Origin of the sequence: Pseudomonas sp. UBA6699 (assembly GCF_002454615.1) — a bacterium.
Classification (GTDB): domain Bacteria; phylum Pseudomonadota; class Gammaproteobacteria; order Pseudomonadales; family Pseudomonadaceae; genus Aquipseudomonas; species Aquipseudomonas juntendi.
Window position 1 is genome coordinate 59,073 of the sequence record NZ_DKJF01000025.1, and the last position, 16,964, is coordinate 76,036.

The following is a 16,964-nucleotide window of genomic DNA, read 5'->3' on the forward strand; positions in this document are numbered from 1 at the left end:
ACGGGTCCTGTTACCGCGGTTGTAGCCCGATAGCGGGCTGGGGGATCCGGACACCAGCAGGGAGCATCCATGGACAACATCGTCGTCGCCGATAAGCAAACTGAAGTCGCCACTCAGAGCGCCTGGGGCAATATCAATCTCAAAGGGCCAGGCGTCGTGCAGATGCCCGTGGCTCCCGATCAGCTGGCCACCGTCACCCAGCGCGGGCAGGACTTGGTCCTCACCCTGAAGTCCGGGGAAAAAATCACCATCGGCAATTTCTTCGCAGTGGACCAGGCCGGTGTCGGCAGCGACATTGTCTTCGTTGGCGAGGACGGCACCCTGTGGCACGCCCAGTACAATGCTGCGGCATTCGAGGGCTTCACCTTCGAAGACGTAAACTCCCTGGATGAGCTGGTTGCAGGCCTGGGTACCGCTGGCAGCGCCATGCCCACCTGGGCGATTGCCGGGCTCAGCCTGCTCGGTGCCGGCGGTGCGGCGGCGGCGGCCGGCAGCGGGGGTGGCGGTGGCGGGGGTGGCGCCGACCCGGACACCACCCCACCGGCCACGCCCATCGACCTGTTGGTATCGCCCAATGGCCTGCGCCTGACCGGCCGTGCCGAAGCCGGCTCGACGGTAACCGTACGCGGGGCCGACGGCGCAGTACTGGGCACTGCCGTAGCCGGCGCCGACGGCCAGTTCAGCATCACCCTGCAACCTGCGCAAACCGATGGTCAGGCCCTGGAGGTCAGTGCCAGCGACGCCGCCGGCAATGTTTCACCGCCGGCCAGCATCAACGCGCCAGATATCGACACGCCCGACACCACGGCCCCTGACCAGCCGAGTGACCTGGCCCTTGCCAATGGCGTTACCCTCAGCGGTCGCGGCGAGCCGGGTGCCACCGTGCAGGTGCGCGATACTGCCGGTAACCTGATTGGCAGCGGCGTGGTCAACGCCGACGGCACTTTCAGCCTCACGCTTTCCCCCGCACAAGCCAACGGTGAAGCCCTGGACATACGCCAGGTAGATGCCGCCGGCAACAGCTCGACACCCTTGGTGTTCACAGCCCCGGATATCACCGCCCCGGCTGCACCGAGCGCACTGGTGGTCAGCCAGGACGGTACGGTACTCACTGGCCGTGCCGAACCCGGCAGCACCGTACGTATCCTCGCCGCCGACGGCAGCCAGCTGGGCACCGCAGTGGTCGGCGCCACGGGCGTATTCAGCATTACCCTCAGCCCGGCGCAAGTGGATGGCCAAACACTGCAAGCCACGGCCACCGACGCAGCTGGCAACACCTCTACCGCCAGTTCGGTGACCGCGCCGAGCGTCGACGGCGGCGACACCACCCCACCGCAAGCACCCAGCGACCTGGCCATCGGCCTGGCCGGCAGCCAGCTCAGCGGCCGTGGCGAAGCCGGCAGCACCGTGCAGGTGCGTGATGCCGCAGGCACGGTCATCGCGACCGGCACCGTCGGCGCGGATGGCACCTTCGTCATTAGCCTGGACCCGGCCGTCAAGGATGGCAGCACCCTGCAAGTCACCCTCACCGACGCTGCCGGCAACGTGTCGCAGCCAGGCGCAGTGACGTCGCCCGACCTGCTGCCACCGGCACAGCCCACCGACCTGGCACTGGCGGACGGGGTGACCTTCACCGGCCGCGGCGAACCGGGGGCCACCGTACAGGTGCGCGACGCTGCCGGTAACCTGCTCGGCTCGGCGGTGGTCAACCAGGACGGAACGTTCAGCCTGAGCCTGTCCCCTGCCCAGGCCAACGGTGAAGCGCTTGACGTACGCCTGGTCGACGCCGCCGGCAACAGCTCGACGCCCCTGCAATTCAACGCCCCGGACATTACTGCGCCGGATGCCGTCAGCGATATCCTGGTCGGTGCGGGCGGTACCCGCCTCAGTGGCCATGGTGAAGCCGGGGCTTCTGTGGAAGTGCGGGATGCCGACGGCAACCTGCTGGGTCGTGGCGTGGTCACGGCCAACGGCACCTTCCTGATCGACCTCGACCCGGCCGTGCAACCCGGCGACCAGCTGACCCTGCTGCAAGTGGACCCCAGCGGCAATGCTTCGGTGGCCGTCGAGTACGATGTACCGCTCACCACTGCCCCGGCCAGCCCCAGCGGGCTGGCCATCGATGCCGATGGCACTACCCTCACGGGTAGCGCCCCTGCCGGCAGCCGAGTGGAAGTACGCGATGCCAGCGGCACGCTGATTGGCAGCGCCGTAGCCAACGCCGACGGCAGCTTCAGCATCGAGCTCACCCCTGCCCAGGCCAACGGCGAACTGCTGAACGTACTGGCCCTCGATGCCGAGGGCGTGTCCTCCGTGCCCACCCAGATCACCGCGCCCGATATCACGGCACCCGCGGCACCTGCCGAACTGGCCGTCAGTGCCGACGGCAGCGTGATCACCGGCCGCGCCGAACCCGGCAGCACCGTGCGCATCGTGGCTGCCGATGGTACCGAGCTGGGCAGCGCCGTGGTCGGCCCGACCGGGGTGTTCAGCATCGAGCTGGCCCCACCACAAACCGACGGTGAAGTGCTGCAAGCCACCGCCACCGATGCGGCGGGCAACACCTCAGCCACCAGCGCGGTGACCGCGCCGGACCTCGATGGGGTCGATACCACGCCACCAGCAGCGCCGACCGACCTGGCCATAGCGCTGGCCGGAAGCCAGCTGAGCGGGCGTGGCGAACCGGGCGCCAGCGTGCAAGTCCGTGATGCGGCCGGGAATATCCTGGCCACCGGCAGCGTGGGTGCCGACGGCAGCTTCACCATCACCCTGGACCCGCCGGTGAACGACGGCAGTGTCCTGCAAGTGACCCTGACCGATGCTGCCGGCAACCAGTCGCCCAACAGCTCGGTCACCTCACCCGACCTGCAGCCACCTGCGCCGCCAACCGAATTGGCCCTGCTTGGTGGGGTCACTTTCAATGGCCGCGGCGAGCCCGGCGCCACCGTGCAGGTGCGCGACGCGGCTGGCACCCTTATCGGCAGCGGCGTGGTCGGTGCGGACGGGGCGTTCAGCCTGTCCTTGTCACCTGCCCAGGCCAATGGCGAGGCCCTGGATGTGCGCCTGGTCGATGCTGCTGGCAACAGCTCGATACCGCTGGCATTCACCGCACCCGACACCACGCCACCGGCTGCCGTAAGCAACATCGTGGTCGGCGCCGACGGCCTGGCGCTGAGTGGGCGTGGTGAAGCCGGCGCCACCGTTGAAGTGCGAGATGCCGACGGCACCGTGATCGGCAGCGGCGTGGTCAGCGCTAACGGTACCTTCCTGATCGACCTCGAACCGGCCGTGCAGCCCGGCGCGCAACTGAGCCTGGTGCAGACCGACCCGAGTGGCAATGCCTCCGAGGCCTTGGAGTTCGCAGTGCCGACCACGCCTGCGCCCGCCAGCCCCAGCGACCTGGTGGTTGCCGAAGACGGCAGCAGCATCAGCGGCACCGCGCCGGCCGGCACCCGCGTGGAGGTCCATGATGCCAATGGCACGCTGCTTGGCAGTGGGGTTGCAGGGGACGATGGCAGCTTCACCGTCACCCTCGAACCCGCCCAGGCCAATGGCGAACTGCTGGACGTGGTGGCCATTGATGGCAGCGGTGCTTCCTCCCTGCCAGCCCAGATCTCCGCACCGGACATCACCCCACCGGTCACCCCCAGCGAGCTGGTGATCAGCGCCGACGGCAGCGTGCTCACCGGCCGCGCCGAAGCCGGCAGCACCGTACGCGTGCTGGCGGCCGACGGCACCACGGTGCTTGGCACCGCGGTAGTCGGTGCCACCGGCAGCTTCAGCATCACCCTCGACCCCGCCCAGGTAAACGGCGAGGTGCTACAAGTTACCGCTACCGATAATGCCGGCAACGCTTCTGCGGCCGGCACCGTCACCGCCCCAGACATTGACGGTGGCGACAACACCGCACCGCTGGCACCCACAGACCTGGTGATCGGCCTGGCCGGCGGCCAGCTGAGCGGTCGCGGCGAACCCGGCACCCGCGTGGAGGTGCGTGACGCCCAAGGTAATGTGCTGGCCAACGGCACGGTCAACCCGGATGGCAGCTTCGTCCTCACCCTGAGTCCAGCCGTCGACGACGGCAGCGTCCTGCAAGTGACCCTGACCGACGCTGCCGGCAACGTTTCGCAACCTGGCACGGTCACCGCACCGGACCTGCAGGCCCCGGCCCAGCCGACCGACCTGGCCCTGGCCGATGGCGTCACCTTCACTGGCCGTGGCGAACCTGGCGCCACCGTGCAGGTGCGCAATGCGGATGGCACCGTGATCGGCAGCGGCGTGGTCGGTGCGGACGGGGCGTTCAGCCTGTCCTTGTCACCTGCCCAGGCCAATGGCGAAGCCCTGGATGTGCGCCTGGTCGATGCTGCCGGCAACAGCTCGACACCGCTGGCATTCACCGCACCCGACACCACGCCACCGGCTGCCGTAAACAACATCGTGGTCGGCGCCGACGGCCTGGCACTGAGTGGGCGTGGTGAAGCCGGCGCCACCGTTGAAGTGCGAGATGCCGACGGCACCGTGATCGGCAGCGGCGTGGTCGCTGCCAATGGCGTTTTCCTGATCGACCTGAATCCCGGCGCGCAGCCCGGCGCTCAGTTGAGCCTGGTGCAAACCGACCCGAGCGGTAATACCTCCGAAGCGCTGCAGTTCGAGGTGCCGGTCACCCCTGCCCCTGCCAGCCCGAGCGACTTGATAGTCGCCGAAGATGGCAGCAGCATCAGCGGCGCCGCGCCGGCCGGCAGCCGCGTGGACGTCTACGGCGCCGACGGAACGCTGGTTGGCAGTGTGCAGGTTGGCCAGGACGGCACCTTCACGGTCATTCTCAACCCGGCCCAGGCCAATGGCGAACTGCTGGAGGTGGTGGCCATCGATGGCAGCGGTGCTTCGTCCCTTCCAGCCCAGGTCTCCGCACCGGACATCACCCCACCGGTCATCCCCAGCGAGCTGGTAATCAGCGCCGACGGCAGCGTGGTCACCGGCCGCGCAGAAGTTGGCAGCACCGTACGCGTGCTGGCGGCCGATGGCACCACTGTGCTTGGCACCGCGGTAGTCGGTGCCACCGGCAGCTTCAGCATTACCCTGGACCCCGCCCAGTTGAACGGCGAGGTGCTGCAAGTTACCGCTACCGATGCCGCCGGCAATGCTTCTACGGCCGGCACCGTCACCGCACCAGACATTGACGGTGGCGACAACACGCCACCGGAAGCCGCCACCAACCTGCTTGTCGGCCTGGCCGGTGCCCAGCTCAGCGGCCGCGGTGAAGCCGGTGCCAGCGTGCAAGTGCGCGACGCCCAAGGCAACGTGCTGGCAAACGGCACGGTCAACCCGGATGGCAGCTTCACCCTGGCCCTGGAACCTGCAGTCAAGGACGGCAGCACCTTGCAAGTGGTGCTGACCGACGCCGCCGGCAATGCCTCCGCCCCTGCGTCGGTGGTGACACCGGACCTGCAGGCGCCCGCGCAGCCCACCGGTCTGGCGCTGGTCGACGGCGTCACCCTCAGCGGTAGCGGCGAGCCAGGCGCCAGCGTGCAGGTGCGCGATGCCGCGGGCACCCTGCTGGGCAGCGCTCAGGTCAACGACGACGGCACGTTCAGCGTAACCCTGACCCCAGCACAGGCCAATGGCGAAGTGCTGGACATTCGCCTGGTGGATGCTGCCGGCAACATTTCCTCGCCACTGCAGTACCAGGCGCCAGACACCACTGCCCCCGCGCAGGTCAGCAATATCGTGGTCGGCGCCGATGGCCTGGCCTTGAGCGGGCGTGGCGAAGCCGGCGCTACCGTGCAGGTGCGCGACGCCAACGGCACCCTGATCGGCAGCGGCGTGGTGACCGCGAACGGCACCTTCCTGCTCGACCTCGACCCGCCCGCGTTGCCGGGTGAACGCCTGAGCCTGGTCCAGACCGACCCGAGCGGCAACGCCTCGCTGGCGCTGGACTATGACGTGCCGCTGGTAACCGTACCGCTCAGCCCAAGCGACCTGGTAGTCGCCGAAGACGGTACCAGCGTCAGTGGCTCGGCCCCCGTGGGCAGCCGCGTGGAAGTGCATGATGCCGAGGGTGCGCTGATCGGTAGCGTGGTGGTCGGCGCCGAAGGCACCTTCACCGTGGTCCTCAACCCGGCCCAGGCCAATGGCCAACTGCTGGATGTGGTAGCCATCGACAACAACGGCACTTCGTCGCTGCCGGTACAGGTCAGCGCACCAGACATCACGCCACCGGTGGCGCCTAGCGAACTGGCCATTACCGCCGACGGTACCGCCGTCAGCGGCCGTGCCGAACCCGGCAGCACCGTGCGCGTGCTGGCGGCCGATGGCAGCACCGTACTTGGTACTGTGGTGGTGGGCGCCAGTGGTGCGTTTGAAATCACCCTCAGCCCTGCCCAGGTGGCGGGCGAACAGTTGCAAGTGGTTGCCACCGACGCAGCCGGCAATGCCTCGCAGGCCGGCACCCTTACCGCACCGGTCATCGACAACGGCGGCGACACCACGCCACCAGAGCCTGCCACCAACCTGGCGATCAGCAATGACGGCCGCACCGTGTCCGGCCGCGGCGAAGCCGGCACCACCGTAGAGGTACGCAACGACCAAGGCCAACTGCTGGCCAGCGGCACCGTGCAGCAGGACGGCAGTTTCAACGTTACCCTGCCCACCCCGGTGGTGGATGGCTCGTCATTGCAAGTGACCTTGACCGATGCTGCTGGCAACGTGTCCAGCCCAAGCCCGCTGACCGCACCGGATCAGGTGGCGCCACTGCAACCCACCGACCTGGCGCTGGTCGATGGCGTCAGCCTGACCGGCAATGCCGAGGCCGGTGCCCGGGTAGAGGTACGCGACGCTGCTGGCAACGTGATCGGCAGTACCCTCGCCGAAGCGGATGGCAGTTTCAGCCTCACCCTCGACCCGGCGCAGGCCAATGGCGAAACCGTCAGCGTGCGGGTGACCGACGCCGCAGGCAACACCTCGCTGCCGTTGAGCTACGTAACCCCGGACATCACCCCGCCCGGCATTATCAGCAATGTGGTGCTGGGTGCTGGCAGCCTGGTCGTTTCCGGCCGTGGTGAAGCGGGTGCCACGGTTGAAATCCGGGATGGCAATGGCAACGTGATCGGCACCGGGGTGGTCGCAGCGAATGGCACCTTCCTGATCGACCTCGACAGCCCACTGGCCGCAGGCGACGCCATTGCCTTGCAACAGACCGATGCCGCCGGCAACCCTTCGGTTGCCCTGACGGTCACCGTACCGGCCATCGCCGTGCCGGACAGCCCGACGGGGCTGGTGGTAGCTGCCGATGGCAGCGCCATCAGTGGTATGGCCCCGGCTGGCAGCCTGGTGGAAGTGCGGGATGCCCAAGGCGGTGTGCTGGGTAGCGTGCAAGTCGGCAACGACGGCAGCTTCAACATCCCCCTCAGCCCTGCCCAGGCGAACGGCGAGCTGCTGGATGTGGTAGCCATCGACGCGGATGGCAACAGCTCACTGCCGACCCAGATCAGCGCACCGGACATCACCCCGCCCAACGAGGCCACCGAGTTGCAACTGAGCAACGATGGCAGCGTATTGACCGGCCGTGGCGAACCCGGCACCCGCGTGCAGGTGGTGGACGCCCAGGGCAACGTACTGGGTAATGCCCAGGTGGGCGCCGATGGCGTGATCAGCGTGGTCCTGAACCCGGCGCAAACCGATGGCCAGGAGCTGGACGTGGTGCTGCGTGACGCCGCAGGCAACAGTTCGACCGCTACTGTCATCGCACCTGACCTGGATGGCCCGCTGCAACCGTCGGCGCTGGCCATCGACAGCGCCGGCATCCACCTCACCGGCCAGGGCCAGAGCGGCTCGCTGGTCACCGTGCGCGATGCCGACGGCAATGTACTGGGGACCGCCACCGTGGGCGGGGACGGGCGCTTCGACGTCACCCTCAACGCACCGCAGCGCAATGGCGAAAGCCTGACCGTGGAAGCCACCGACAGCCAAGGCAACAGTGCCGGGCCAGTGGACTTCACCGCACCAGACAGTACCCCGCCGCAAGCAGTGACCAACCCGGCCATCGATGGCGACGGCGTCATGGTCACCGGCAACGGTGAACCGGGTGCGACCGTGACCGTACGCGGGCCGGACGGCAGCGTACTGGGCAGCATCGTGGTAGGCGCCGGTGGTGCGTTCGAAATCAGCCTCGATACCCCGCAAACCAACGGTCAGGCCCTGACCGTCGAGCAGCGCGACGCCAGTGGCAACCTGTCGACCGCGGTCGATCTGTCGGCACCGGATACCCAGGCCCCCGACACACCCACCGGCCTGGTACTGGCGGGTGACGGTGGCAGCCTGAGCGGTAGCGGCGAGCCGGGGGCGCAGGTAACCGTGACCGGCGCCGGCGGCGCCGTGCTGGGCACTGCCACCGTACAAACGGACGGCAGCTTCCAGGTGACCATCGACCCACCGCAGCTCAATGGCCAGACCTTGGCCGTCACCCAGGCGGACGCGACCGGCAATACCTCCACCGCCGGCAGCGTCACCGCGCCGGACCTGCAAGCCCCGGTAGCCGCTGAAGGCCTGGGCATCAATGGCACGGGCACGGCACTCACCGGCCAGGCCGAACCAGGCAGTACCGTGCAGGTGCGCAACGGCGCTGGCGACCTGCTGGGCTCCGCGCAGGTGGAAGAGGACGGCAGCTTCAGCGTGCCCTTGGCCCCCGCCCAGACCAACGGCGAAACCGTGTCGGTGGTAGTGGTCGATGCTGGCGGCAACACGTCGCCATCCGTGGCGTTCACTGCCGACGACAGCACCGCACCGCAAGCACCGGGTGGCCTGACCATAAGCGCGGGCGGCGACACCGTTCAGGGTACGGGCGAAGCAGGCAGCACCGTCGAGGTACGCAACGCCGCCGGCGACCTGCTGGGCAGCGTGGTGGTGCCGGTTGGCGGCAGCTTCACTGTCGCGGTCAGCCCGGCCCAGCTCGATGGCCAGGCGCTGCAGGTGACCTTGACCGATGTGGCGGGCAATGTCTCCGACAGCACCCCGATCACTGCACCCGACCTCACCCCGCCGGCCTTGCCCACCGGGGTGGTGGTCAGCGAAGACGGCAGCACGGTCAGCGGCAATGCACCGGGCGCTGATACCGTGACGGTGCGTGACGGCGCAGGCGTGGAAACCACGGTTGAAGTGAACCCCGACGGCAGCTTCAACGTGCCACTGCCAACCCCGCAGAACAACGGCGAAAGCGTGACCGTGATCGTCACCGACCCGGCGGGCAACAGCTCGGCACCGGTTACCGTTACCGCACCCGACACCACCGACCCGGAACCTGCCAGCGGCGTGACTGTGAGCCCCGACGGCAGCAGCGTCGGCGGCACTGCAGAGCCGGGCAGCACCGTGGTCATCCGCAACCCGGACAACAGTGACCGTGGCACCACCACCGCAGGGCCGGATGGTACCTTCGTGGTGCCGGTCGACCCGCCGCTGGCCGCTGGCGAAGAGGTCAGCGTGGTGGTCATCGACCCGGCCGGCAATGAATCCGACGGTGTGACCCTGACTGGCCCGACCGGCAGCGAAGTGGCCACCCCGGCGGACCTGGCCATCAGCGCCGACGGCTTCGTGCTGACGGGCACCGGCACGGTGGGCGCGTTGATCACTGTGACATCCGCCGGCACCACGCTGGGCACGGCGACGGTGGGCAGCGATGGTGTCTTCCGGGTGTTCTTCAGCAACGCCCAGCTCAACGCACAGACCTTGCAGGTCAGCGCGCGGATCGGCGCCGACGGCCAGCCCTCGGTACCGGCCACCGTGGTCGCCAACGATATCACTGCACCTGAAGCCCCGAGCGCCACCATCGACCGCACCGGCAGCACGCTGACCGGCCAAGGCGAAGTGGGTGCCAACGTGCGGGTCACCGACGCCCAGGGGAATGTGCTGGGTAGCGGCGTGGTCGGCAGCAATGGCCTGTACAGCATCACCCTGTCGCCGGCGGCGGCCAACGGCCAGAACCTGATCGTCACCCAGGCCGATGCTGCGGGTAACGTGTCGCTGGCCGCCAGCCTGCAGGCACCCGACCTGCAGGCCCCAGCCGCCGCCAGCAACCTCAGCCTGAACGCTGCCGCCACTGTGGTCAGCGGCCAGGGCGAAGCCGGTGCCAGTGTCACTGTGCGCGATGCCAGTGGCGCCATCCTGGCTACCGGCACCGTCAACCAAAGCGGCCAGTTCCAGATCACCCTGCCCAGCGCGCAAGTCAGCGGCAGCCCGCTGCAGGTCACCCTCAGTGATGCCGCAGGCAACGTATCAGGCCCCGCCAGCCTGGCGACCCCGGATCGCACGCCACCTGCCGCCATCGCCGACCCGCTGCTCAGTGCCGACGGCAGGCAGCTTTCCGGTAGCGGTGAAGTGGGCGCTACGGTACAGGTCAGCAATGCCGCCGGTACTGTGCTGGGTAGCGCCACGGTGGGCGCCGATGGCCGCTTCACCGTGACGTTCGATACGCCGCAAAACAGCGGCCAGGCCATTGGTGTGACGCAAGTGGACGCCGCCGGCAATACCTCGCCAGCGGTGAACGTGGCCACGCCAGACCTGACCCCGCCAGCACCGCTGACCAATGTGGTGCTGAACAACAACGGCCTGACCCTCAGTGGCCTGGGCGAAGCCGGCGCCAGCGTGACCGTGCGCGGGCCTGACGGCACCATCATCGGCACCGGCCTGGTCGCGGCCAACGGCAGCTTCAGCCTGACCTTGACCACTGCCCAGCTCAACGCCCAGCAACTGAGCGTGACCCAGACCGATGCCGGCAACAACACCTCCAGCGCCGTGGCGGTGACCGCACCGGACTTCACCCCGCCAGCAGCACCCACGGCACTGGCCCTGTCGGCGACCGGGCTGCAACTGACCGGTAACGCCGAAGCCGGCAGCACCGTGACCGTCCGCGATGCCGGCGGCAGTGTGCTGGGCAGCGCGGTGGCCAGCAGCAATGGCACTTTCCAGGTCACGTTGAACAGTGCCCAGACCAACGGCCAGACCCTGCAGGTAACCGCCACCGATGCGGCGGGCAATGTATCGCCAGCGGCGCCGTACACGGCCGCCGATACCACGCCGCCCGCGGCGGTCAGTAACCTGGCGGTGTCTGCCGACGGCGCGACCCTTACCGGCCAGGGCGAAGCAGGTGCGACGGTCACCGTACGCGCACCGGACGCGACCATACTGGGTACCGCAACCGTGGCCGCCGATGGCAGCTTCAGCGTGGCCTTGTCGCCTGCGGCGCTCACCGGTGAACGCCTGGGCGTGGTGCAAACCGATGCCGCGCAAAACGCCTCGCCTGAGCAAAACGTGACTGCGCCAGGCATTCTGGCCCCCGCCACGCCAGACAACCTGGTGCTGGCTGCAGACGGTCTATCGGTCACCGGCACCGCCACGGCGGGCAGCACGGTCACTGTTTACGGCCCCAACGGCGCGGTGCTGGGCAGCAGCCCGGTCGCCAACGACGGCACCTTCACCGTCAACCTGGGCAGCGCCCAGGCCAATGGCGAAGTGCTGCAAGTGAGCGCAATGGCCAGCGATGGCAGCCTGTCGCTGCCGGCCACCTTGCAGGCGCCGGACACTACGGCGCCACAACCGCTCAGCAACCTGGTGCTGTCCAGCGACGGCCTGGTCCTGACCGGGCGCGGCGAACCAGGCGCCACCGTTACCGTGGTCGGTGAAGGAGGTATCGACCTGGGCACGGCAGTGGTCGATGCCAATGGCAACTTCAGCGCCCCCCTGGGCAGCGTGCAGCTCAACGGCGAACAGCTCAGCGCCAGCCAGGCCGATGCGGCCGGCAACGAGTCCAACAGCGTGAGCATCACTGCCCCCGATCGCGTGGCACCGGATGCCGCCGCAGACCTGGCATTCGCCGGGGGCGGCAGCCTGCTCAACGGTAGCGGCGAGGCCGGCGCCAGCGTGTGGGTAATGGCTGTCGATGGCAGCGTGCTGGGCACGGCCGTAGTGCGCGCCGACGGCAGCTTCCAGGTCGTGCTCGCCTCGCCGCAAGCCAACGGTCAGCCGCTACAGGTGCTTCTGACCGATGCGGCCGGCAACCAGTCGGCCGCCAGCACCATCACTGCGCCAGACACTACACCACCTGCGGCGCCGAGCGACCTGGCGGTTTCCGGCGATGGTGTCACCCTGACCGGCCGCGGCGAAGTCGGCGCCGAGGTGACCGTGACCGACCCGAGCGGCGCGCCGATCGGCAGCGCCATCGTCGATGCCAGCGGGCACTTCACCATTACCCTGAACCCGGCACTGGGCAATGCCGAGCTGCTCAGCTTCACCCAGGCCGACGCCGCCGGTAACGTGTCGGCAGCAGCGACCCTGCAGACCCCGGACTTCACCCCACCTGCCCCGCTCACCCAGGTGGCGATCAACGCCGACGGCAGTGTGGTCACTGGCCTGGGTGAGGCCGGCGCCACGGTGATCGTGAGCAACGCCGCCGGTAGCGTACTGGGAACCGCTACGGTGCTGGCCGACGGCAGCTTCAGCGTCGTGTTGTCGCCTGCACAAATCGACAACCAGGTGCTGTCAGTACTGCAGGCCGATCCGCCCGGCAACGTCAGCGCTCCGGTCAGCGTGCAGGCGCCGGACTTCACGCCCCCCGCGGCTGCAACCGAGTTGCGGCTCAATGCGGCAGGCGATGTGCTGACCGGGGTTGGCGAAGCGGGTACCACGGTGCGCGTCTATGTGGGTACAACGCAAATCGGCACCACCACGGTCGCTGCCGACGGCACCTTCAGCGTCGGCCTGGACACCGCCCAGCTCAATGGCCAGCAGGTGCAGGTAACCCTCACCGACGCCAGTGACAACGTGTCGCCGATCAGTACCGTCACGGCAGTCGACGTAACGCCGCCGGCCATCGTCATTGCCAGCATCAACGACAGCGGTACCCAGTTGATCGGCACCGCCGAGGCCGGTACCCGGGTCACGGTGATAAACAACAACGGTGACCTGCTGGGCCAGGTGACTGTCGACCTGGATGGCACCTTCGTCCTCGGTTTGAGCCAGCCTCAAATCAACGGCGAAACGCTGACCATCATTGCCCAGGACGCCACCGGCAACCCGTCGCCCCCCCTGGAGCTGACCGCCCCCGACCTGACCGCACCGGTGCAGCCAAGCGACTTGCTGCTCAACCCGGCCGGTACGTCGATGACCGGCACTGCCGAGGCCGGCACGCTGATCACCGTGCGTGGCCCGGACAACACCCTCGTGGGCCAGGTGGAGGTCGGTGCCGACGGGCGCTTCACCGTGCCCATCAGCCCGGCGCAGAACAATGGCCAGTTGCTCAGCGTGGTGTCTACCGATGACGCCGGCAACGTCTCGGTTGCTGCGCCCTACCAGGCCAACGACACCTCGCCACCTGACCTGGTGACCAACCTGGCAATCAACAACACCTTCAACGTGCTCACCGGCAAGGGCGAGGCCAATGCCACGGTCACCGTCAGCCTGGGCGGCAGCGTGCTAGGCACTGGCACGGTAGACGCCGCTGGCAACTTCCAGATCACCCTGACGCCGGCAGCAGGCTCGCTGGCAACGCTGGCCATCACGCAGTCTGACGGCATCAATACGTCGGCGGTGGCGACCTATGTCACACCGCTGGTGGCTCCGCCAACACCGCCGACCAACGTGACGCTGGGCAGCGACGGCCTGACCTTGTCGGGTAACGCGCCCAGCGGCGTAGGCATCCGTGTGTACGATGCCGCAGGCAACGTGATCGGTACCGGCGGCGCGACATTGAACGGCACTTTCACGTTGACGCTCGACTCGGCGCAACTCAACGGCGAGTACCTGCAGGTCACCGCCGTGGCCCTGGTGGGCGGCGAGTCGCAGCCAACCTTATTGCAGGCAGCCGATACCACCGCACCAGCCGACCCGCTGGTGACCAGCCTGTCGACCAACGGCCTGGTGCTGAGCGGTACTGGCGAGGCCGGTGCCACGGTGACCGTGCGCGATGCCGGTGGCAACGTGCTCGGCAGCGCCGTGGTCAATGGCGGTGGCGTGTACGCCGTCAACCTCAACGCCGCGCAGCTCAATGGCCAGGTCTTGGCGGTGAGCCAGGCCGACGTTGCGGGCAATACGTCCGGCAGCACCCGCTACACCGCTGCCGACCTGCAACCGCCTGCGCTACCGACCAATGTCACCATCAACGGCGCAGGTACCGTGGTGACCGGTAATGGTGAAGCTGGCGCCACCGTCACCGTGCAAGGCGCCAACGGACCGGTGGGCAGTGGCGTGGTGCAAGCCGACGGCACCTTCAGCATCACCCTGACCACGCCACAGAACGACGGGCAATTGCTGGTGGTGCGCCAGGCGGACGCTGCGGGCAACCTGTCCAGCAGCGTCAACCTCAACGCCCCGGACACCACCCCGCCGGCGGCGCCGCTGGCCACCATCAATACCAATGGCACAATGGTCAGCGGCTCTGGCCAGGTTGGCAGCACGGTTACCGTGCGCAACAGTGCCGGGACCGTGCTGGGTACGGCAACCGTGGGCAGCACCGGCCTGTTTGTGGTCAGCCTGAATGCCGCGCAGATCGACAACCAGGCACTCAGCGTCACGCTCACCGACAGTGCCGGCAATGAGTCTACCGGTACCGCACTGACCGCCCCGGACCTGACCCCGCCGGCTGCGGCCGCCAACCTGGCGATCAGTACCGACGGCAGCACCCTGACCGGTACCGGTGAAGTGGGCGCCACGGTGACCGTGCGCAGCGCCAGCGGCACCGTGCTGCAAACCGCTACCGTGCAAGCCGATGGCAGCTTTACCGTGACCCTGAGCCCCCCTCAGGACAACGGGCAGGTGCTTGCGGTGACACTGAGCGACCCACGCGGCAACGTGTCGGGCAACGCCAGCATCACTGCGCCGGATGTGGATGCCAACGCCCCGGTCATCGCCAGCGATAACCTGGCCACCGCGACGGTCGACCTGGCCGCGGTCACCGCCAGCAGGACCTACACCGACAGCTTCACCACCCTCTTGGCAGGGTTCACCAAGACCTACACCTGGACGGTAGCCGCCGGCACCACGGCCGACCCCACGCTGACCCTGACCACCAGCAGCGCACTGGCCCTGCTGGACAACACCACCTTCACCCTGCAGGTGAAGAATGCCAGCGGAACCTGGGTCACGCTGGCCACCGGTAACAGCCAGGGCTTGCTGGACCTGATCCTGTTGCCGTTGGGCCAAGGCCTGCAAGTTGACATCGGCGTGCTGCAGGCGGGCGATTACCGCCTGACGGTGGGCAGCGGTGGCATTGGCCTGATCACCAATGTCAGTACCTCGCTGGATATCACCTCCACCAGCCTGACCGAGTTCACCGGTACTGGCACAGCCACCTCTGGCAACGTCATCACCGACGTGGGCACCGATGGCGTGGTGGATGCGCGGGGCCCGGACAGCGCCGCGGTGCTGCAGGTACTCAAAGGCGGCAGCTACGTTTCGGCCGGCAGTGCCACCACGGTGCAAGGCCTGTACGGCACGCTGGTGATCCGCGGCGACGGCAGCTACACCTATACGCCCAACGGCAGCCCGGCCAGCGTCGGCAAAGTGGATGTGTTCAGCTACCAGCTGGTGCACCCCAACGGCCTGTCCGACAGCGCCAACCTGTATGTGCGCATCGATAGCCCACAAGCCACGGAAGTCTGGAGCGACAGTAACTACGCGGCGCCAGCCACGGTACTTGACGCAGTCAACGACGTAGGCTTCAGCAACCTCACCCTGGCCAACCGGGTAGACACCAGCAGCAGTACGCTGGGCTCGTTGACCCTGCCGCTGATCGGCAGCCGCCAGGCCACTTACACCACTACGGTGGCTGCCGATACCACGGCTAACCTGCAAGTGGTACTCAATTCCGCCAACCTGCTGAGCCTGCTCAACGGCACCACCCTTGAACTGCTCAAGCTCAACCCGGCCACGGGCCAGTACGTGCTGGTGCAGTCGGTAGGCGGAGGCTCGTTGATCAGCCTGTTGGGCGGGGGCGCAGGGTATACCTTCCAGAACCAGGGCGCCGGCACCTACCACGTGCGGGTGACCGCCGGCGGCATTGGCCTGGCCAGCTCCATCACCACCAGCGTCAACGCCACCACTACCCACCTGAACGAGTTCGTGGTCAGTGGCGCCACGGCGGCCACCGGCAACCTGCTGGCGGACGATACCCTGGGTTCGGCACTGACCGTGCTGAGCGTGCTGACCGCAGCCAACACCTACACCATACCCGGCTACAACGGGGTGAGCGTGGCGGGCACCTATGGCACTTTGCTGGTGCAGGCCGATGGCAGCTACACCTACACCCTCAACTCGGGGGTCAGCGCCGCAGCGGTCGGCCAGCACGATACCTTCACCTACGAGCTGACCCACCCTAACGGCAGTACCGACACGGCAACGTTGACCATCAACCTGGAAAATGCCGCTGGCCTGGTCAGCACCACGTCGCTGCTGGCCGACAGCGGTGAAGAGGCAGTCGCCCTGGCCAGTGTCGCCGCTGTCAGCGATGTGGTTGCTGGCAGCGACGGCAACGACCACCTGGTGGGCAGCCAGGGCGGGCACATCACGCTTGAAGGTGGCGCGGGTGACGACACCCTGGTGATCGTCGACCAGAACTTCGCCAGCGTCGACGGTGGCACGGGTACCGACACCCTGCAATGGGGTGGCGGCGATGTCAGCATCGACCTGGGCAACCTGGTCGGCCGCGTGCACGGCATCGAGGCCATCGACCTCAACGACACCAGCGCGGTGGCCCTGACACTCAACCTGGCCGACGTGGTGGCCATCACCGAAACCGGCACCGACACGTTGATCATCAAGGGCGACAACCATGACTCGGTGCACATGACTGACAACTGGAACCTGGTCGGCAACCAGACCGCCGACGGGATCGACTATAACCAATACACGGCCCAGGAGGACCCGAGCCACCACCTGTGGGTACAGAACGGCATTCACGTCGTCTGAGGCCGCGGCAAACC

At 67.9% G+C, this 16,964-nt stretch carries 1 protein-coding gene; it reads left to right on the forward strand.

Translation table 11 applies throughout. The features are described from left to right. Window positions 1-69 precede the first annotated feature (69 nt). On the forward strand, window positions 70-16,950 hold the full coding sequence (locus tag B3361_RS06050; protein WP_286920138.1) for a BapA/Bap/LapF family large adhesin: 16,881 nt from the start codon (window positions 70-72) through the stop codon (window positions 16,948-16,950). The last annotated feature ends 14 nt before the right edge of the window (window positions 16,951-16,964 follow it).